Source organism: Tautonia rosea, assembly GCF_012958305.1.
Taxonomy (GTDB): Bacteria; Planctomycetota; Planctomycetia; order Isosphaerales; family Isosphaeraceae; genus Tautonia; species Tautonia rosea.
The window spans coordinates 1-20,077 of the sequence record NZ_JABBYO010000018.1 but is presented as its reverse complement, the minus strand read 5'-3'; the positions used below and the strand labels follow the sequence as shown (position 1 = coordinate 20,077).

Below are 20,077 nucleotides of genomic sequence, written 5' to 3'. Positions count from 1 at the left end.
GATGCCGTCGGATGTGTTCGGATCCGTGTCCTCACGGAAGACCCAGGGGGCCGGATCATCGCCGCTGCATGCAACACGTTTTGACAACGGAGGGTGCTGCCATGAACCTACCACGAAGCCGATCGAGCCGGTTGATCGGCGTCGCGGGATTGATCCTCGCCGCGACGCTGGCCCCGGCCGGAACGACCGAGGTCGACGCGCAACAACCCGGTCGGGCCCTGATTCAGCCCGCGCCGGTTCAGCCTGCCCCGGTTCAGCCCGCTCCGACGCAGGCCGCGCCGTACTACGCACCGCCTCCGACCAACCTGTATGCCTCGAACCTGGGCATCTACTACCGCCTGGAACCGTACGGGAACGCGCAAGGTGCCCGATTGACGCATTATCCGGTCGCCGGATCGCCGGCCAGCCAGATTCAGCTCGAACCGGGCGACATGATCACCGCGCTTGATGGTCAACCGATCTACGGTCCGAACGACCTTCTGAACCACTCGGCACAGACGTCAGTGCAGTTCGTCAACATCCGCACCGGACAGCCTCAAGTGAACTGGGTGTTCATCCCAACGGTCAATCCCGGTCCCGTCCCGGGTCCGTTCCCTCAGCCGGTCCCCCCGGGATTCGGCCAGCTCCCGTACACGCTTGGGGTGGCCACGCAACTGACGGCGGTCTCGAACAACAATCAGGTGTATGCCGCTCCGGTGCCGGGCCAGCCGGCTCCTCGGGTCACGCTGAGGCCGACCTATGGCTTGCGCGTGACCCAGGTGGTTCCCGGAGGAGCCGCGCAGCGGTCCGGCCTTGAGTTGGGCGACACGATCATGTCGGCCAATGGCATCCCGATGAGCGACTCGAACGCCCTGAGACGGGTGATCGCCAGCTCGGGAGGGGCGCTGAACCTGATCGTCCGCGATGTGAGGAACCCGGGCGTCGACGTTCCGGTGTACGTCCAGCTCGATCCCTCGGGAGGCCAGGTCTACGCCAGTCCGGCCCCTCCCCAGGTCCCTGCGACGGCGCCGGCTCCGGCTCCGATCCCGGCTCCAACTCCCACCCCGATTCCCATTCCGCTTCCGCTTCCCGTTCCCAATCCGACCCCCTGAGGCCCCTCACGGGGACCCGCCATGGGAGCGGTCGTCACGGGTGAGCGACCGATCACGGAGGCGGGGACGGGCTCCAGACCTGCAAGGTGCCTGTCCTCGTCTCCACGGTCGGTGAAGCCGTGATCGAATGCCAAGCCAGGCAGGCCCTCTCACCCCGGCCCTCTCCCCGAACCCGGGGAGAGAGAGGCGGACATGACGATCGACGGATGCGAGCATTCCCAACCCTCGCCCCCGCTTGCGGGGGAGAGAGTGGCCGAAGGCCGGGTGAGTGGGCCGAGCGGAAGCACACCGAGCCGTGCGATCCGAACACGGCCCCCTCTCCCCACGCGCTCGCGGGCAGAGGGAGGCGGAGTTCGCCGCTTGCCAGCGATGGCGTCGGAGCGGCCTCATCCCTTCTGCCGACTGCCGACCGATTACTCGGCCCCTTCGGCGGGAGCGGCATCACCTTCGGGAGCGGCCTCGCTCTTGGAAGCCTTGACCTTCGGTTCGGTGGCGCGCTGGGCGCGGGCTTCGGCCTTGGCGGCCTTCTTGGCCTTGCGGGCCTCGCGCTTCTGGGTGCGAACGGCGGCGGCTTCGGCCTCGTTGGCCTTGCCCCGGATGCGTTCCTTCAGGCGAACGGCCTTGCCGATGCGGTCGCGGAGGAAGTAGAGCTTGGCGCGGCGGACCTTGCCCGAGCGCTTCACGACGACGTCGGCGATCCGCGGGGAGTGGACCGGGAACGCCCGCTCGACCCCTTCGCCGGCAACAATCCGACGGACGATGAACATCTCGCGGACGCCGGCCCCGGATCGGGAAATGACGACGCCGTTGAAGATCTGAATACGTTCCTTGTCCCCTTCAAGAATCCGGACGTGCACGTCAACCGTGTCGCCGATCTCGAAGTGAGGGACCTTCTCGCGCAAACCGGTCTTTTCGACCAGTTCCATCAGGGCGTTCTGCATGGGAGGGGTCCTTTGCGTGTGTGGCTTGGATCGGGATGAATCAAGAAGGAAAATGTCGAGAGATTCCGAGGCGCTCGCCTGCGGTGGTGGGCCTGGCTTAGCCGGTCCCGGCCTGGCGTCGCTGCTGGCGTCGCCAGCGGTCGATGGCGGCGTGATCGCCGCTGAGCAAGACGTCGGGCACAGTCAGGCCGCGGTACGAGCGGGGTCGGGTGTAGTGGGGATATTCGAGGCCGCCGTCGGGTCCGAACGATTCGTCGATCGCGCTGCACTCGTGGCCGAGGACGCCGGGAACCAGCCTCATGACCGCGTCGATGACCACCATGGCCGGAACTTCTCCTCCGGAAAGGACATAGTCGCCGATCGAGAGGGTCTCGGGCTCCAAGACGTCAAGAATCCGCTGGTCGAACCCTTCATAACGCCCGCAGAGCAGGGTGATTCGGGGTTCCTGGGCCAATTCCGCGACGAAGGGTTGATCGAGGCGTCTTCCGGAAGGGGTCAGGGCGATCAGGCGTCCCGGTCGGTCGCCGAAGCAGGCCTGCACGGTTTCGACCGCCGAGACGACCGGAGGGGCCATCATCAGCATGCCGGGCCCGCCGCCGAAGGGGGTGTCGTCAACGCTCCGGTGCCGATCGAGGGCCCACCGGCGGATGTCCCAAAGGTCGACCGAGATCAAACCTCGGCGGATCGCCCGCTTCAGGATGCTCTCGGACAGGAACCCCTCGAACAGGCCGGGAAAGAGCGTCAGGACGTCAACTCGCAGCGGAGGCGGAAGCGGAGGCAAAGGCGGTCGCATCGTCGGGTGGCCCGTTGCTCGTCGGCCGGCCGGTGCCGGAAAGGGCGTGGGTCAAGCGGTCAATCGAGGACGGACGGAAGACCGAATCGGTTCGTCCGGGGCCTGTCGGCCGGCCGACCACGCGCTGTTGAGGTGCTTGGCGGTCGGGCCGCTCAGGCTTGCGATTCCTCGGCCTTCGGCTCCTCGGCCGGGGCGGCTTCGGCCGGGGCCTCGGCGGCTTCGGCGGGCGCCTCGGGGGCCGGAGGGGCGGCCTTCGGCTTCGGCGCGGGTCCACCGGTCAGGTGAGTCGTCTTGGCGCCGGGCGCGGGGCGTTCCTCGGCCGGGACGCTATCCCAGGCTTCGCCGTTGGCGGGCTTGGTGATGCCGTGCCGCTTGAGCATCGCGGCGACCTTTTCGGTCGGCTGGGCGCCGACGGAGAGCCAGTAGCGGACGCGGGGGGTGTTGAACCACTCGCGGGCCGACTCGTTGCGGACGAGCGGATCGTACCAGCCGAGTTCCTCGATGGCGCGGCCGTCCCGAGGGGTCCGGGCGTCCATCACACAGATCCGGTAGAACGGGCGGTGCCGTCGGCCGAACGACTTCATGCGAATCTTGACCATCTCGATCGATCACTCCCAGGCAATCGGAAGCGCGGCTCGGACGCATGTTCATGGGTTCCAAACGTGTCGGGCACCTCTCTGCCCTCGCTAACGTGCGAGGAAAGCGAGACGGGGCCGGTTCCCGAGCCATCGGCGGCCCCGCGGCCGGCGGATCAACCCAACCGTGTCGGTCGGATCAAAGGCCGGCTCATACCCTCTCATTCGGCGAATCGGACAGGCGAGACATTCCTTCCTTCCAGTCGGGAAAGCGGCCGGGCCCCTTCGTCGTCTCGCCGTGGGCGAAGGGAGCCGGGCCGTGGTTCGGTGCGAAGGGGACCCGGCAAGGCGCGGGCACCCTTCGGGACGCGGGCTCAGCGGCTCAGGGGTTCGGTCCCCCTTTGCGTTTCTCGCGAAGTTCGCGTTGAAGGCGGCGGGCCTCCTTCTCGCGGAGCTTCTTCTGCTTCTCGCGTTCCTTGGGCGAGAGACGCTTGCCGGTGCTCTGCTTGGTTGTTTTCAGCAAGGCGCCGGGGTTGAAGGCACCAGCCTTGCCGAGGCCCGAGAGCGTTTTTACGCGGTCGAGCATCGACATCTGCGACATCTGCCTGACCATCGCCGCCATCGCGTCGAATTGCTTGACCAGTCCCGAGACGTCTTGCGGCTCGCAACCGGCCCCGGCGGCGATCCGGCGACGTCGGCTAATGTCGATCTTGTCCGGGTCGCGGCGCTCCTCGGGGGTCATGCTGTCGATGATCCCCTGGATGCGCTTGACCTCGGCGTCGGCATCAACCCCTTCGAGCATCGACCCCATCTGGTTCATGCCGGGGATCTTGCCCATGAGGTCCTTGACCGACCCCATTTTCTTCATCGTAATGATCTGCTTGCGGAAGTCGTCGAGGTCGAACTTCCCCTTGGCCATGCGTTCTTGCTGGCGTCGGGCTTCGTCCTCATCGACGGCGTCCTTGGCGGCCTCAACGAGGCCGACAATGTCGCCCATGCCGAGCATCTGGCCGACGATCCGCTCGGGGTCGAAGACGTCGAGCCGTTCGAGCTTCTCTCCCATGCCGACGAACTTGATCGGCACGCCGGTCACCTGTCGGACCGACAGGGCGGCACCGCCTCGGGCGTCGCCGTCGAGCTTCGTCAGGATCACGCCGTCGAGTTCGAGCGCCTCGTTGAACGATCCGGCCGAGGCCACGGCGTCCTGCCCGGTTAGGGCGTCGCAAACGAAGTAGACCTGATGCGGGCGGACCTTTTTCTCGATCTTCTTGAGCTGGTCCATCAGCTCGTCATCGACGTGCAATCGGCCGGCGGTGTCGAGGATCACCGTGTCGCGGCCCAGGCGATCGGCCTCGGCCACGCCTTTGCGGCAGACCTCGACCGGGTCGGCCTTCGACGGGTCTTCGGTGTAGACCGGAACGTCGAGTTGCTGACCGAGGACCTTCAATTGCTCGATGGCCGCCGGGCGTTGCAGGTCGGCGGCCACGAGGAGCGGCTTGCGCCCGAGGCCGAGCATTCGGCGGGCGAGCTTGCCGCAGGTGGTCGTCTTGCCCGAGCCTTGCAGGCCGCAGAGCATCAACACCGTCGGCCCGGACTTCTCGAAGCGGATGTGAGGATCGCCCTCGCCCATCAACTCGATCAGCTCGTCGTGGACGATCTTGACGATCTGCTGGTCGGGGCGAACGCTTTTGATCAGCTCCTGGCCGGCGGCTTTCTCGGTCACGCGCTTCATGAAGCGCTGAACGACCTCGTAGTTGACGTCGGCTTCCAGCAAGGCGGTCCGGACGGCCCGCAGGCCCTCCTGCATGTTGGCCTCGGTCAGCTTGCCACGGACCTTGAACCGGCCGAGCGCGTCTGACAGGCGGTGCTGGATGTCGTCGAACATGGGAGGCGTACCGTGATCGCCACGTTGGGGGATTGCGAATCGCCAATTGTAACGATCGCACCACCGGCGAGCAATGCCAGCGATCTGGAAGGAGAACGGCCGTCGGTCAGGGGGTCAGCAGGGGAGAGCCGGAAGCGGCGGCCTCGGTCAACTGCCGGACCTCGTCGGCCGAAAGCGAGCGGTCGAAGATCATCAGGTCGTCCATCAGACCCGCGTAACCGAGGCCAAGGAAGATGACCGCCTGGCTCGGGTCCCACGAGAAGCGCTGGTTCCAGCCCGAGACGGCCCCTTGCAGCTCGCCGTCGAGGTAAAGCCGGGCCTCGCCGTCCGTCCGTCCGGTGTTGAAGTGATCGAAGGTGATGACGATGTGCGTCCAGCGGCCCTTGGCGAAAGGGGTGTCGGTCACGGGGACGACCGGCTTCTCAGAGGGGGGCAAGGCGTCGAAGTCTGCATTTTCCGGATTCCAGACCTTGAGGTCGGCCAGCACGCCGAGCCGGAAGACGCGGGGGCGATCGTCCTTGGTGAAGTCGTTCCAGATGGCCGCGTCGTTCCAGGCCTTCTGGGTGATCTGGATCGGGTCCACGTAGGCCGGCGGCAGTTCCGACTCGGGGTCGAGGTTGAGGAAGTAGGAGATCGAGCCCGACCAGCCGTCACCGTCGGGACCTTCGAACGGCAAGTTATCTTCGACGCGGAAGAAGTGGACCCGCCGGTTCTCCTGGGTGAATCGCAAGGCCCCGCCCGATCGACCTCCCTCGGCAATGCGATCAATGCCGGGGCCGTCCGGCCCGGCCACCGGGGTTTCCCTCGCGGCCGTCGCGGCGGAAAAGAAGGTGGGATCGCCCTGTGCCACGTCGGCATCGAAGCCCTGGTCGAAGGTCGCCGCGAAGGTCAACGACGTGGCGAGCCCTTCCGGCAGCCCTTGCTCCGCCGCTCCGGCACGACTCGGCCCGGCCAGGACCACCACGAGCAGCACGAGGCCAGAGGTCAGGCGGCGCAATTCCATCATCGTGCCATCCTTCGTTGATCGGCAAGGTTGAGCGACGGTGTCTGCAGATTCCCAGGGATCGAAACCGTCTCCGATCCCACCCCGTTTCACGCGTTCATGCGCGCCGAAGCGAGGCGGGATCGGCCGAGTATCGCCCGCAAGGGCCTTGGGGACAAGGAGCCAGGCTGGTTCGCTCCCCATCGGCCGCCACTAACTCAGGGGGTCGGCGGTGCGGCCGCGCCTCGTGGCCCCTTGCCACCGGGAGTGGCCGCGTTGACGCTCGGGGCGGAAGACTTGACTTCCTCTTCGGCCGGAAGGTCGACCAGGCCGGCATCATCTCCGTCGACCGCAGTGGAGGAGGCCGTCTCTCCTCCCGAGCACCCGGCCGCCAGCAGGCAGGCCGCGATCCCGACGATTCCGAACATCCCGGCAACGGTCCAACGCGGGCCAACGGCGGGTTGGCTTCGATCAGTGCGTGAGAACAATGGACGCTCCTCTCAGTCAATCAATGCAGGCAAACAACGTTGGCCGTCCGTGGGCCCCGAATTCAAGCAAGAGAACCCCGCTTGGATCGGTTGTGGTCCGACCCGAGCGGGGCATAATCGTCGTCCAGAAGACCAGGCAAGCGGAATCGCCTGACCGGTCAGGTCGAAACGAGGGATGCGATCTCGCATTCCCGACGAGTCACCGACCTGGCCGGGTCAGACCTGTTGAGCTTAGAACTGGTCGGCGCTGATGACCTCGCCGCGGTTCTTGGTGGACAGGGCCTGGTAGACACCCGACCGGAAGATCGTCGGATCAGCCACCTCGTAGGTCGTCGCCCAGAAGGCCGAGCCGTTGGTCTGGGTCGTCAGGCCGACGGGCAACTGGGTGGTCTGGTCGATCGCCCAGGTGTCGATCGTTTCCTTGATGAACTTCACCGAGCCGTCGGCCATGGCGAAATTCGCGCCGCCGGGGTGGAAGCTGCTGGCGGCCATGATGTGGGCGTCGGCCCAGGCGTTGGCCGGAGCGAAGCGCGGCATCTTCTTGTGGGCGTTGATCGGGTACATCGCGGTGATCTGGGTGTCACCGTAAGCGCCCGAGGTCCACCAGCCCCAGTCGCCGTTCTCGGCGGGGGTGCGCTCGGCCAGAATGCCGTTGGCATGCTCCATGAACATGATGGTGTTGCTCAGGCCGTCCTTGATCTCGGCGAAGGTCGTCTCGCTATGCACGGAGAAGATGCCCAGCGAGTTGGCCCGAACGCGGCCGAACTGCGGGTGAACCAGGCCGCTCGGGAAGCCGGCGGTCGGCGGCAGCGAGTAGGTGTTGCTCGGCCACAGACCGCCGTTGCCGGCGTAGCTGGTATGGGCCATCCGCGGGTAGGCGGTCGAGTTATGAACGCTCAGTTCAGTGGCCGTCGGATCGCTCGGGCAGGCGAAGGTCGAGACGCTCGTGCCGTGGATCGTCAGGTTCACCGGGTCGAACATGTTGAGGTCGTAGTTGATGGCGTTGGCCAGGGCCGTCTGCTCAACGTAAGGCAGGAAGCCCGGCATCGGCCCGTGCAACGACGTCACCCAGCCGGGGCGTCCCGGAATCCACCCCCAGCGCATGCCGGAGGGGAGCCGCTGCCAGGAATCGACGTAGTTGTGGGCGGCCAGGGCCATCTGCTTCATGTTGTTCGTGCACTGGGCGCGACGAGCCGCCTCGCGAGCACTCTGCACGGCCGGAAGCAACAGAGCAATCAGAACGCCGATGATCGCGATAACGACGAGCAATTCGATCAGCGTAAAGCCGCGACGCGGGCCACGGCGGGATCGAGGAGGACGATTCATTGAGAAGCTCCGGGAGTATCGAGAAGGGACTGCCGGCAGATGTAAAAAAAAGATGGAACGGGTGTCGGGAAGACAGCACCGGCTTCGAAGAAAAAAATGCCTTCCCTCTCAGGGCGGAGTGCAAGAAAAGGGCGTGTGATGCGAAACACTTGACAGAACCAAAAGCATCGCGAACCTTTCGATCCTGCAAATGACGACCACACGCGTTGAGCGGAATTGGAGCAAGCAACCATTCCCACTCTGCGCGTTGCGGCGTAGTCTCGGGCGTTTTCATCTTACAATGAACCGCCCAGAGGTCACGGTTCGGAAGCGTGGTCTCGAACGAATTACCGATGGGAAGAGACCGTACGACCAATCCCCGCAAGGTCCGATCCGACGCCTCTCCGACAGGCAAAACCCTCAATTGAGAACGTGCCTCACTCCACCGACGTTGGTTGAGGAGGCTGAGAGTGATCGCGACGAGAAACGAATCGCTCCGGCCTGGGCCTGATTTGAATCTTCACGCAAAACAACTCGGCAGCATTCTGCCGGAATTGTGTTCCGTGAATGATTGGCTCCCCTGCGACGGATTGTGTTTCGTTTCAATCGAACGCTACCACGAGCAGTCGGGAGAAGGGTCCGCTCGTGTCTCAAGTTTTTGCCGAGTGAAGCATTGCATGCAGATGCATGAAGGGGCTCGATCTCACTCAACGGTCTTCTGTCATAGCGATCCTTGGCCTTCCGAATCAAGTGGGCAGTGAACGATTCAAGAAGAAAAATGGATTGCCTTCGCTGTTTTTCGGGTGTGTTGAAAAAAAAGAACCTCTCCCTGGCCAGAAAATGAGAGTTCATTCTCGCAAAGCACTTCAGGCTTGGGGGTTATCGCCAGAGAGTCGGTCCGAGGTCCTTGGATGGGATGAGCCCCGAGGTCGAACCGGGGCTTCAGCATTCTGTCGGGAATTGACTCGGGATGGCGTTCCCGGGATCGTGCCGGGCGGGCTGAAGGCGGAGGGCGTGTGCGGCACTTCGGCGAGTCCCGGGAAGAACTTCAGTCGAATCGCCAAGAATTCGAAAACTTGAGGTGGACAGTCCCGGGGGCCTCCAGTATTCTCCGCCCCGGTTTCGGAACTCCACCTTCTCGGAGCGTCGCGAACGGACTCGACGATCCATCGACTCGGGCCGGCAGGGAGGCCGGTGAAGATGGCTCGATCTCGACTGCAGCTTCGTCACACTCGATTGACCCGCCAAGAGATTGCAACGGGCGCGGCACGGTCGCCTTCGCTCGCAAAGAGAGGCTCTGGTCCGATCGTTCCTCCACCGACCATCGGTCAGGGGGGCGAGGACGTGACCCGGGCTCGGGGGATTTCCCCGGGGCTTCGGTTCGCGGGCCAACGATTTAGCCCCGATCGCTCCGGCCGAGGCGGCCGCGATGGCGGTCGTCTGCGGGGCGGATCGGGCCGGGGGTCCCGGAGGTCTGGCCACGATTCCGAGGCCGGGGCAGCCACCGATGCTCGGTGGAAGCCCGGTCCCGTCGCTCCGGAGGGGCGGCGAACTTCGATGATTCAGGAGGGAAGGATGCACACGATTCAAGGCTGGGCCGGGCTGCGACTGGCGGGTATGGCCCTGGCTCTCGGCTTCCTGGGATTGGGTCCCGTGGTCTCGGCCGACGAGATCGATTCGGTGGTTCAGACCCAGGATGCGGACGAGCTGATCAGCACCACCAGCGTCGTCGAAGCCACGGAAACGGAAGCCGAGCCGGTTTCCGCTCCCGTCGTCGAAACGACCCCGGCAAGCCCCTTGCTGAAGTTCAGCAGCTCGGGAACCTTCAACGATACGTCGACCATCTCGGGCGGCAACCTGTTGAACTACAACGGGATCATCCAGCAAACCGTCCGCACCCCGTCGAACGTCAGCTTCGGCGAGTTCCAGGTCTTGCCCGACCTCGGCGCCAACGTCTCGACGACCTACACCGACACCCCGTTCACCCTGGCGATGACCGTCGGCGAGGTCAACGGACAGGTGCCGAGCCTCAACCAGACCCCGATCTTCATCGATGGCCTGCTCAACGGCACGATCACCGGCGAGACCCAGTCGAACGTCACCGCGACGTTCAACCTCGACCCGGCGAACCTGCCCACGTTCCAGGTTGACGACTTCATCGTCACCATCACCAAGATCGACCCGGTCGATATCGCTCCGTTCACCACCAACGGTGGCCGGACGAGCATCCAGGGCCGCATCGAAGCCGTGCAAATTCCTGAGCCGGCCTCGATCGCCGTCTTCCTTGTCGCCCTGGCCGGTGGCCTGGGCCTGCGTCGCCGGGCCCTCGCCCGCAAGGACGCCTGAGCCGATCCCTCGCGATCGAGCCCAGTCAGACACACAACCCCCGACGCCCTCCGCCGGTCTTCCGGCGGGGGGCGTCTTGCGTTGCGCCCCGATCCGGATCGAACGGGCCGGGGTTCAATCTCCAGGACGGCCCCACGCCCCCTCGTCTGGGCTTGTCGTGGGGCGGTTCGGCGCCGATCATGATGAAAGAACGAATTCGTAAGGAGGACCGCGTGCTCGGCCGGGCGATTGATCACCACCGAGGGGAGGCGTCCGGTTCGGTTCGGTCGATCCTCAAGGCGACCTGCTACGAATGAATGATCGCGGTGGCTGAGGCCATCGTGCCCCCCGTTGAGCAATGCGAGGGCATCGCGACGGCCAGCGGGGCTCGGCTCGACCGAAGCCACCCCAACCTCCCACCATCGCCACGGTTGAACACGAGCCTGACCGGCATTCCCGCGCGGAGGCCACTGCCGATGACTTCCGGACCGACCGAACTGATGGCTGAGGCCCGATCCGGACGGACCGAAGCGCTGGGAGAACTGTGCAACCTCTACCGGAACTACCTGCGCATGGTGGTCCGATCGGGCATGGGGCCGAGGCTCCGAGAGCGGGTCGAGCTGTCCGACGTGGTTCAGGAGACCTTGGTCGAGGTCGTCCGCCAGTTCCCCTCGTTCACCGGGCAAAACGAGGCGGCGCTGGTCGGCTGGCTGCGGCGACTGGTCGGGCAAAAGCTGGCCGATCTGGGCCGCTACCACAGCCGAGCCAAGCGGATCGGCGATGTGAAGGCCATGCCGCTCGATGCTCCCTGGGACGCCGAAGGGGGCGGATTACCCTCCGGAGGTGGTGATGGCGGGCGGTTGCTCGACGTGCTCGCCCTGAGCCAGACCAGCCCGAGCGAACAGGCCAGCCGTCGCGAGCTGATCGTCCTGCTCGCCGACGCGCTGACCGACCTGCCCGAGGCCGAGGCCGAGGTCCTCTGGCGCTATCACGCCGAAAATCAGTCGTTCGAAGCCATCGGCGAGCAGATGGGCGTGGGCCGCAAGGTCGTCCGAGGCCTCTGGGCCAAGGGGCTCAAGCGCCTGAAGCAGACCCTTGAAGGCCCGCCGGGCGGTTCCTTGCGGTTCGAAGAAGATTGAGGGGCCGAGCCGGGCCTGAAGAACGCTTGAAGAAGTGCAAGGAGGTTCCGCCTCCTTCTCCTTTCGCCATCGGATCGCGGCCACGTCCCCTCAACGGCCAACCGCTTTGACCCGTCGATCTCCGCTCCTTTGAGGGCCCATCATGGCGTTGCAGCACGCAGGGACCGAAGCCAGTGACCGGGACGAACGCCTCGGCGAGGCGATCGAGGCGTATCTGGAGCTGGCCGAGGCAGGCCGGGCTCCCGAGCCCGACGCCTTCGTCCAGTCGTACCCGGACCTGGCCGACGAGCTGCGCGAAGCCCTCGATGGCCTGGCCCTGGTTCAGGGGCTCGTCGGATCAGGGACCGGTCCCGGCGGCGTCGGGTCGAGCCGCCTGGCCGCCGGCTACCGGGTGGCTGGGTACCGGATCGTCCGGGAACTGGGTCGAGGGGGCATGGGGGTCGTCTACGAGGCGGTTCACGTGGATCTCGATCGGCCGGTGGCCTTGAAGATCCTCGGCGGCCATGCCGCGCCGGGGTCGTCGGGCCGTCGGCGATTCCTGAACGAGGCGAAGACGGCCGCGGGGCTGCACCACACCCACATCGTGCCGGTCTTCGACGTGGGCCAGGTCGGCGGTCTTTGCTACTACGCGATGCAGCGGATCGAGGGGAGCGGGCTCGACCGGGTCTTGCGCGTCTTGCGGAGGGACCGGATGACCGCCTCCGGTTCGCCGAGCGGTCGCAGCCCGATGCCGACCGACCGCAACGAGTCTACAGCGGCCCGAGACGACAGCGTCGGCTCCGGCCTGCTGTCGCTGCCCAGCCAGACGGCCGGCGGCGACACGCCCGGATCGTGGTCGAGACGGGTCCGGCTCGCGGCCGATCCGTCTCGGATCGACGACCGCCCCCCCGCGTTCGTCCCCCCGACCGGCTCGGAGTATTACCGATGGGTCGCCCGCGTCGGCAAGCAGGCGGCTGAGGCGCTGGCCTACGCCCATCGGCGGGGGATCATCCACCGCGACGTGAAGCCGTCGAACCTCCTGGTCGACGCTCGGGGGATCGTCTGGGTCGCCGACTTCGGCCTCGCCCGCCGCCTCGAAGACCCTGGGCAGACCCGAGGAGACGGCCCGGTCGGCACCCCTCGCTACATGAGCCCCGAGCAGGCCGACGGCCGACCGATCGGCCCGGCCACCGACGTCTACAGCCTGGGGGCTACCCTCTACGAACTGTTGACCCTCCGCCCGCCGTTCGACGGCCAGACCTCTGCCGAGCTGGTCCGCCAGATCGTCGACCGCGACCCGCCCCCGCTGCGACGCTTCGCCCGTCGCCTGCCTCGCGACCTGGAAACGATCGTCCTGAAGGCCATGAGCAAGCGCCCGGGCGACCGCTACGAATCGGCCGCCGAGCTGGCCGACGACCTCGGCCGCTTTCTCAACTTCGAGCCGGTCGAGGCCCGCCGAATCAGCCCCATCGGCCGCACCTGGCGGCTCGTCCAGCGGCACCCGACCGCGTCGATCATCACCACGATCGCCGCCGCGGCCATCCTCATCACCGCGACCGTCGCCTACGTCCGGGTTGCCAATGAACGAGACCGGGCCCTGGTCTTTCAGCGCGAACTGGCCGCGGCCCTGGAAAAACAGCGGGACGCGACGCGGGCCGAACAGGTGGCCCGAGCCGGCGAGCTGCTCAGCCAGTTGCCGGTCTTGCGGGCCTCGACCATGCCCCGCCGCCGCGACGAAGGGCGGGCGAAGCTCCGCGAGGCCGCCGCGCTGGCCCCCGAGGAATCGATGCGGGTGGCGCTGCGCGACGAGGCCCTGGAACTGCTGGCCGCTCGGGATGTCGAGGACCGGCCGAGCCTGGCGACCGGCCGGGTCCGCGGCCTCGTCTCCCTCGTCGAGTCCGAGGACGATACCCCCCATCACCTGGCCGTGCTGAGCGAGGATGGCGAGACCCTCACCCTCTGGGATCCCAATGACCGGATTGCCCTGTTGACGATTCCCCTTCGCCTGCCCCGGGTCCGAGCCGAGGCCGAAGGGGACGAGGAGTCGAGGCCATCGGGCTCCCCTCGACGAGGAGCCTGGGGACCGCACCTGGCGGTCGTTGGCCCGTCGATCGCGGTGCTGAACCCCGAGGGAACGGGCATTTTGCTCGTGGATCCGGATAGCGGGTCGGTTCGGCCGCTGGATCTCGATGGCGCCGAGGTGCTCGGCCTGCTCGCTCCGAGGCAGGGCCATCGGCTCGTGACGATTGAGGCGATTCCTCGCCCCCCGGCCGAGGGGTCGGAGAACGGCGAGGCATCGGACGACGACTCGGGTCGGTCGGGCCGCGGGTCGCGCGTGTCGACCGTCGGCCTTCGGGTTCGCCTCTGGGACATCGACGCCTCTCCCGCTCCCCTGGCAACGCTCGACGAGATCACCTTCGAGCCCGGCTTTCGGATTCCCCCCTGGCCGCTGGTCGAGTTCGACCCGGAGGGCAAGACGGTGGTCGTCGGTCGGACGGCTCCGGAGACGCGCCTGGTGATCTTCGATGCCGACGACGGCGGCCGGCTGTCCGGCTTCGACACCGGGATCGGCCTGACGGCCTTGACGGTCGGGCCGGGAGGCCTGATCGCCGCGGCCGGAGATGGCCGGGTGCAGCTTTGGGAGGTGGACCCCTGGTCCGGGTCGCCGGCCGTGCCGTTGCCCGGCCTGAGCGAAGGGTTCGTCCGGATGCTCCGGTTCAGCCCGAGCGGCCGGCTGCTGGTCACGGCGGGCCGGACCACCGGGGTCGAGATCTGGGACCCGGCGGCCAATGCGCCGGTCGCCTCGATTCCGACGGCGACCTGGGTGCAGGATGTTGCCTTTGCGGATGGCCGGACCCTGCTGGTGGCCTCGGGACCAACGACCGAGGTCTGGTCGATCGTCGAGCCGATCGGCCGGGTCGGCTTCGAGATTCCCACCGACGAGCCGACCCGCTTGCCTAGCTTCGGCCCCGATGGGCTGATGCTGCTCCCCCTGCACCATGACGCCCCGCGCGTCTGGCATCCCGACCACTGCCCGACCCGAGCCCGACCCTGGGAACGGGAGGAAGGACAGTCCGCGGCCCTGGCCTTCGACCCCGAGGGCCGGGTGCTTGCCTTCGGTCCCGAGGGCCTCGCCCGCTTCGCCTCGCCCGACGCCTCCGAGCCGATCGACGGAACCCCGTGGCCCCCTCAGACCGATGCGACGGCCCCCACCAGCGGCCTCCGCCTGATGGCACAGTCGGCCGACGGCCGGACCGCGCTGGTGCTCCGCGAGTTCGACCTCCGCCTGGAAGAGGCGTCCCGCCGCGATCGGGACGGCGATCGAGACGGCTCGGGCTCGGGGCGCTCCCGAGGCTCCTGGAGGCCCCCCTTCGAGTTCTGGCTCTGGAGGGCCGACGACCGCGGCGGACCGGGCACCTTGAACCGATTGGAACTCTCGGGCCGAGGCGATCGCGCCCAGCCGAGCGTTCCCCGAGAACCGTTCCAGCCGACGACCGTGCTCAGCCCCGACGGCCTGACCCTCTACTTCCTCGATCGGGGCGACCTGCACGCCTGGGCGATCGATGGCGAGGGGAACCGGCCCAAGCCGATCGCCTTGCCCGAATTCGAGTTGTGCCGCAGTCTCGCCCTGAGCCCCGACGGCCGCCTGCTGGTGCTGGGGGGCGAGGCCGGTGATGCCCGGTTGATCACCACCGACTCCTGGACGGTCGTCGCCGAGTTCCCATCGCCCGACCCGAGCGCGACCCGCTGGACGCTCTCCGTCGCATTCAGCCCCGATGGCCGATTGCTGGCGATTGGCGACGGTGGCGGGGTCTTGAACCTCTGGGAACTGGGCGACCTCCGCAATCCCTCCCCTCGCCGGTTGCTGCGGCTCCCTCGGCGTCGCGATCCGATCCTCGGCCTGACCTTCAGCCCCGACGGCCGCCACCTGGCCAGCCTCGACTTCCGATCGCCCGAGGACCGCGTGGTCGAGGTCTGGGACCTGCACGCGCTTCGCTCGGAACTGGCCGCGCTGCACCTCGACTGGTAACGGACCCGGCCCGGCTCCCCCGCCCGGGGTCCGGAAGGACACCCCCCGGGCGCCGAGGATCGGAGGCCGGGCACCGCAATCGATCGATGGGTTCACGGGCAGGAGGCCAGGCATCGCGATCGAACGGGCAGGGCCCGCCCTCGGTCCGGGATTTGCCGAAGCGGGCCCCGTCTACAGATCGACTTATGCTGACATGGCCAAAGTTTTAACGTAATTCGGGCGAGGCTCATGGGGCCGGGACCGGCTCCGGGGCGCGGTCGGGGTCGGGCGTGGTGTCGAGGTCGATGACCATGAGTCCTCCCGGCTCGGACCAGGCAAGAACGCGGCCGTCGGCCGAGAAGGTCGGCAGATTACCGCAAACTGATCGCGGCCAGCGGACGATCTCGGCTCCCGAGTCAGCATCGAGGATCAAGAGGGCGTTGTCGCATCCGGTCGCGGCCAGGCGGCGGCCGTTGGGGCTGAAGGCGATGCCAAGCACATACTTCTCAGCCGGCTGGCGATCGAAGCGCTTGCGGCCGGACTCGACCTCGAAGACCGCCAGTAGGCGGGAGATGTTGCCTCGGGTCGCGCTGGCGATTCGGGAAGCGTCGGGGCCGAAGGCGAGGGTCATGGTGTAGGAGGCGTGCTCGAACGATCGGACCGGCTCGGCCGTCTTTGCGTCGAACAGGAGCACGTCAAACATTCCTCCCGAGGCGACGAGCCGGCCGTCGGGGCTGAAGGCGATTCCTTCGCCGAAGTTATACCGCTCGCCGACGTCGCCGATCTTGCGGTTGGCGTGAACATCCCAGAGGACCATCGATGTTTCCCCCTCGGCGGCGAAGGCCGAGCCGTCGGGAGCGACGGCCAGTTCCCGGACGGGTCGATTGCCGACCGAAGCTGAGGCGACTTGCTCCCAGGTCGTTGCGTTCCAGACGGTGACGGTTCCTTGCTCGTCTCCGGCGGCGAAGGTCGAGCCGTCGAGGCTGAAGGCCCCGGACCAGAGGCGATCGGTCGAGGCCTCGACGACTCGGAACGGCGCGTCGGGGTTCCTCAAGGGGCGGACCCGGATCGTGCCGTCGGCGCAGATGAAGGCGACGTCGAGCGTCACCGGGTTGAGTCGGCCGTATCGGGCCTGGACGCCCTCGGGGGTGGCAACGCGATCGATCGCCAGGCCCGACCCACCTTGCTGACCGAACCGGGCGGCGCGATCGAGGGCCTCGAACTCGAACCCGCGGAGCGCGGGGTCGGTCACGTCGAGCAGGTCGAGGACCCGGTCTGGGTTCCCCTCGGCGATGGCCTGGCTCGCCTCTTGAATCGCTTCACGATAACGGGCGCCGGCCGTGTCGTTGACCTCATCACCGAGGGCCAAGGCCGGAGCGATTGCCAGGGCCATCAGAGCCGTCGTCAGACTTGGGAGGATTGCAACGCGCATCAGCCACCTTGGAGTTCCCTGGAGTTTCTCCTTCAGGGCCGCACCAATCGGCCCGTTTCACTGTGGTGAATACGTTCAAGAGGACCGGGATCTTTGGGAAATTCTCGCGTGTGATCGGTTTCGAAGCCAAACCAAGGCGTCTTTCCTGGGATCGGCGGCCATGAGTGCTTCGAGTCCTGGATGTCAAGGCCGGGGGATGTTCGTCTGTCGGTCTGTCTCTCTCTTCATACGACATCTCGGACAGGACGGTGAACAGCGATTGGCCGGATCACGGGATGAAGCAGGGTTTGAGGCGGTCGTCGGTGGCGATGAGGTCGCGAACCTCGGCGAGGCAGTCGCGCGAGGAAAGGATGGTATAGCGGCCGGGGTTAATGCGGGGGGCGCGGCGCACGGCGTCGAGCCACTCGGAGGTGACGAACGGATCGGCGCGGATGCCGTCCCAGAAGCCGGTGCGGTCGAAGGCGTCGGCGATGCGGGCGGTCCCTTCGCCTTGCAATCGGCTGACGAGGTAGGTGGCGACGCCGACCTGAAGGCCGTGCAGGCGGGGGCGTTGGGAACCGGCGTCGAGGGCGTGCGAGATCAGGTGCTCGGCGCCGCTGGCGGGGCGAGACGATCCGCAGACGGCCATCGCGATGCCGTTGAGCATCAGGGCGGTGCCGAGCAGTCGCATCCCCTCGTCGTCGTGGGTGGGTCGGGCGAAGAACTGGGAGACGGTGGCGTCGGAGAGCAAGGCGGCGAAGTCGTCGACCGGCTCGCCGGTGGCGTGGTAGGAGAGCTTCCAGTCCTTCACGGCCGTGACCTTGGCAGCGAGGTCGCCGACGCCGGACCACCAGAGGGGCCGAGGAGCGCCGAGGCAGACGGTCGTATCGACGACGACCGCGAACGGCAAGGCGGCAGGCAAGGATCGGCGATCGCCGCGCAGGGTGAGGCTGGACTGGGGGGAGCAGAAGCCGTCGTTCGACAGCGAGGTGGGGACGGCGTAGCTCGGCTTGCCGACGAGGAAGGCGACGTACTTGGCCACGTCGAGCGCCTTGCCGCCGCCGAGGCCGATGAGGGCATCGGCGTCTCGGGGCAAGGCGGCGAAGAGGTCCGAGGCGGCCTCGAAGCTGGCCTCGCCGGCGTCGATCCGATGGACGGCCGTCGCCCCTTCGGCCTTCAGGGCGTCTTCGGCTCGGGCGACGATCGCGGCCGGAAGCCCTTCGCTGACGATCAGGGCGATCCGGCGATGCGCGTGGCGGCTCGCGTAGAGGCCGAGGCGATCGAGCGCGCCGGGCTTGATCCGGACGAAGGTTGGGATGCCGACCTGAGTGCGTCCGCCGCTCATGAGGACTCCCCGGTGGAGGCAAGCAGGGCGTGGGCCACCTCGGACCAGCGTTCGAAGGGGCGGAAGGACTCGCCGTGCTCGCGGAGGCCGTCGGCCAGGTCGGCGCGGGCGAAGCGGCGATCGGCGGGGACAAGCAAGGACGGCTCGACGTCGGTCGAGCCGTCTCCGGCGTAGGCGACGGTGCGGCCTTCTTCGAGGAAGGCCCGGACGACGGCCGATTTCTCGACGCCGGTCTGCTTCGAGGGGTAGAGGGTGTCGGTCGGCCAGTGCATGGCCAGGCGGCCCGCTTCGAGGGCGCCGGGGTTGGCGTGGACCTCAAGGTTGACCCCGGCCTGACGGAGCAGGCGGTCGATGTACCACTGGCAGCCGCTGGAGACGACCACCACCTTCCAGCCCTGGTCGTTGAGCGCGGCCACCGAAGCGGCCAGGTTCGGGTCGATCTCCATCGAATCGACGAGGGCGAGGTGGGTGGCTTCGTCGGGGCGGGCGGCGGCGAAGTAGGCCCGAAGCGCCTCGAAGTGGGAGAGCTGGCCGTTGCGGTAGAGGGCCCAGTAGTCGGGGGTGTCGTCGGGGACGAGGCGGTCGCGGACGAGCTTGTAATAGTCGTGGGTGGTGAGGGTTCCGTCGAAGTCGGTGACGAGGACCGAGGGGTATCGCACGAGGTATCCTCCGATGCAAGCCGCGGGAAGGTCGGCCCCGAGTGGCGGCGGGGCGATCGCCCCAGGATGGCCGAGGGGGGCACCGGGATGCAACCGAATCGCCTCGGAGGATCGGCGCGGAGGACGATCGCCGGCCGGGAGTTGATCCGGCCCGAAGGCGGGGGGATGGGGAGGTCGGCGGTCAGGTCACGCGGGGTCCGGGGCGGTCGTCCGTCTGGAAGGGGGAGCTTGCGGGGGGCTCGGAGCGGTTGGAGGGGGGGCGGGAGCAGTTCGATCGGCCTCGGTGCGCTCGTTGGTGCGCCCTTCGGTGCGCTGGTCGGGGGAGGAGAAGGCTCCGGGGGTTGCGTTTCGGATCTCGCTTTTTGGCTTTGGGTTATGGCGATCGTCGGGCGAGGTCGCCGGGTTGAACGGGGGTTCGTTTCGGGAATCGGGGGGAGGAGGCGGGACGTAGGCGGGGCGGTCGGAGTGCTGGGAGCGGGAGGCGTCCATGAGCTTCGCCTCGCGGGCGAAGGTCTTCGAGCGTTCGGAGCGGAGGCGGGTCAGGGCGTTGAGGGATTTGTGGAAGTCGCGGAAGGCGTCGCGGCGGTAGCGGTGGCAGAGCTGGCCGTCCTTGCTGGTGTCGATCAGGGCGGCGACCTCGATGGCGTCGGCCTCGGGGCGGTCGACGTCGTCCCAGACGATCGGGCGGAGGGTTTCGAGGCGGGCGATCTGGTGGTCGACGAAGGATCGGAGGCGATCGGCGGCGGAGGGGTCGCCGGGGGTGGCGGTGGCGGGTTGGACCACTTTCGGGAAGGCGGCGGCGGCGAGGGACCAGACGAGGGCGGGTTCACCGGTCGGGTCGGTCGGGGAGGTCGCCGGGTGGCCGAGCAGGTGCAGGGCGGTGATCAGGTCGCGTCCGGTCCAGCCTCGGCCGGAGACGAGGAGGGTGTGCAAGGTGCGCCAGTGGCGGAGCATCCAGTCAATACCAAAGGCGCTTTCATGCAATTCGGTGATGACGGTTTCGGGATCGTGTTTGAGATCCTGGGCGCGGCGTCGGACGGCGTGCTGTTTCCGCTCGCGCCAGTCGCGGAGGGCCTGGTGGAGGCCGGGCTTCAAGCGCGCTTCTTCGGCATCGACACAGCGCAAATAGCGCACATATTCGATGGCGGCT

The 20,077-nt window shown here is 67.3% G+C and carries 13 protein-coding genes and 2 pseudogenes; 4 read left to right on the top strand and 11 right to left on the bottom strand.

From position 1 onward, the window contains the following. Positions 1 to 101 precede the first annotated feature (101 nt). The gene (locus tag HG800_RS23350) at positions 102 to 1,091 is read left to right on the top strand and encodes a PDZ domain-containing protein (protein ID WP_169980105.1); all 990 of its coding nucleotides are present in this window, start codon (positions 102 to 104) and stop codon (positions 1,089 to 1,091) included. A 593-nt stretch (positions 1,092 to 1,684) separates the two neighbouring features. On the opposite strand, the pseudogene rplS reads toward HG800_RS23350, so the two are convergent. The 7 genes and pseudogenes from rplS to HG800_RS23315 form a co-directional block, all read right to left on the bottom strand. Then, positions 1,685 to 2,032: pseudogene (rplS, locus tag HG800_RS23345) on the bottom strand (50S ribosomal protein L19); the annotation flags it as partial. 97 nt (positions 2,033 to 2,129) lie between these two features. Further along, entirely contained in the window at positions 2,130 to 2,792 is a 663-nt protein-coding gene (gene trmD / locus HG800_RS23340) for a tRNA (guanosine(37)-N1)-methyltransferase TrmD (protein ID WP_169980262.1), read from the bottom strand. Positions 2,793 to 2,977: 185 nt separating this feature from the next. Continuing rightward, entirely contained in the window at positions 2,978 to 3,424 is a 447-nt protein-coding gene (gene rpsP / locus HG800_RS28325) for a 30S ribosomal protein S16 (RefSeq protein WP_169980101.1), read from the bottom strand. A gap of 358 nt (positions 3,425 to 3,782) precedes the next feature. Beyond that, a complete protein-coding gene (ffh, locus tag HG800_RS23330) occupies positions 3,783 to 5,285 on the bottom strand; it encodes a signal recognition particle protein (RefSeq protein WP_169980099.1) in 1,503 nt (500 codons plus the stop codon). A 106-nt stretch (positions 5,286 to 5,391) separates the two neighbouring features. Beyond that, complete coding sequence (locus tag HG800_RS23325) at positions 5,392 to 6,291, bottom strand: LamG domain-containing protein (protein ID WP_169980097.1); 900 nt, start codon at positions 6,289 to 6,291, stop codon at positions 5,392 to 5,394. 194 nt (positions 6,292 to 6,485) lie between these two features. Further along, entirely contained in the window at positions 6,486 to 6,695 is a 210-nt protein-coding gene (locus HG800_RS23320; RefSeq protein ID WP_169980095.1) for a hypothetical protein, read from the bottom strand. Positions 6,696 to 6,986: 291 nt separating this feature from the next. Beyond that, the gene (locus tag HG800_RS23315; RefSeq protein ID WP_169980093.1) at positions 6,987 to 8,081 is read right to left on the bottom strand and encodes a DUF1559 domain-containing protein; all 1,095 of its coding nucleotides are present in this window, start codon (positions 8,079 to 8,081) and stop codon (positions 6,987 to 6,989) included. Positions 8,082 to 9,635: 1,554 nt separating this feature from the next. Between HG800_RS23315 and HG800_RS23310 the strand changes: the two genes are divergently transcribed. The 3 genes from HG800_RS23310 to HG800_RS23300 all read left to right on the top strand — a co-directional run bounded on the left by HG800_RS23310 (position 9,636) and on the right by HG800_RS23300 (position 15,533). Beyond that, on the top strand, positions 9,636 to 10,406 hold the full coding sequence (locus tag HG800_RS23310) for a PEP-CTERM sorting domain-containing protein (RefSeq protein ID WP_169980091.1): 771 nt from the start codon (positions 9,636 to 9,638) through the stop codon (positions 10,404 to 10,406). Positions 10,407 to 10,861: 455 nt separating this feature from the next. Beyond that, positions 10,862 to 11,524, top strand: coding sequence for a sigma-70 family RNA polymerase sigma factor (locus HG800_RS23305; RefSeq protein WP_169980089.1), 663 nt, complete (start codon positions 10,862 to 10,864; stop codon positions 11,522 to 11,524). Positions 11,525 to 11,666: 142 nt separating this feature from the next. After that, positions 11,667 to 15,533 (top strand): WD40 repeat domain-containing serine/threonine protein kinase, encoded by a 3,867-nt coding sequence (locus HG800_RS23300; protein ID WP_169980087.1) that lies wholly within the window; start codon positions 11,667 to 11,669, stop codon positions 15,531 to 15,533. Positions 15,534 to 15,759: 226 nt separating this feature from the next. Here the strand turns inward: HG800_RS23300 and HG800_RS23295 are convergent, their stop codons facing one another. The 4 genes and pseudogenes from HG800_RS23295 to HG800_RS23280 all read right to left on the bottom strand — a co-directional run. Continuing rightward, positions 15,760 to 16,944: a WD40 repeat domain-containing protein gene (locus tag HG800_RS23295; protein ID WP_169980085.1), complete on the bottom strand. Its 1,185-nt coding sequence runs from the start codon at positions 16,942 to 16,944 to the stop codon at positions 15,760 to 15,762. Between the two features lie 268 nt (positions 16,945 to 17,212). Continuing rightward, the gene (locus HG800_RS23290; protein ID WP_169980083.1) at positions 17,213 to 18,268 is read right to left on the bottom strand and encodes an iron-containing alcohol dehydrogenase family protein; all 1,056 of its coding nucleotides are present in this window, start codon (positions 18,266 to 18,268) and stop codon (positions 17,213 to 17,215) included. Then, positions 18,265 to 18,927, bottom strand: a complete 663-nt coding sequence (locus HG800_RS23285) for an HAD-IB family phosphatase (RefSeq protein ID WP_169980081.1) — start codon at positions 18,925 to 18,927, stop codon at positions 18,265 to 18,267. The genes HG800_RS23290 and HG800_RS23285 overlap by 4 nt, the downstream gene beginning before the upstream one ends. A gap of 186 nt (positions 18,928 to 19,113) precedes the next feature. Beyond that, positions 19,114 to 20,077 (bottom strand): annotated as a pseudogene (locus HG800_RS23280) (hypothetical protein); the annotation flags it as partial.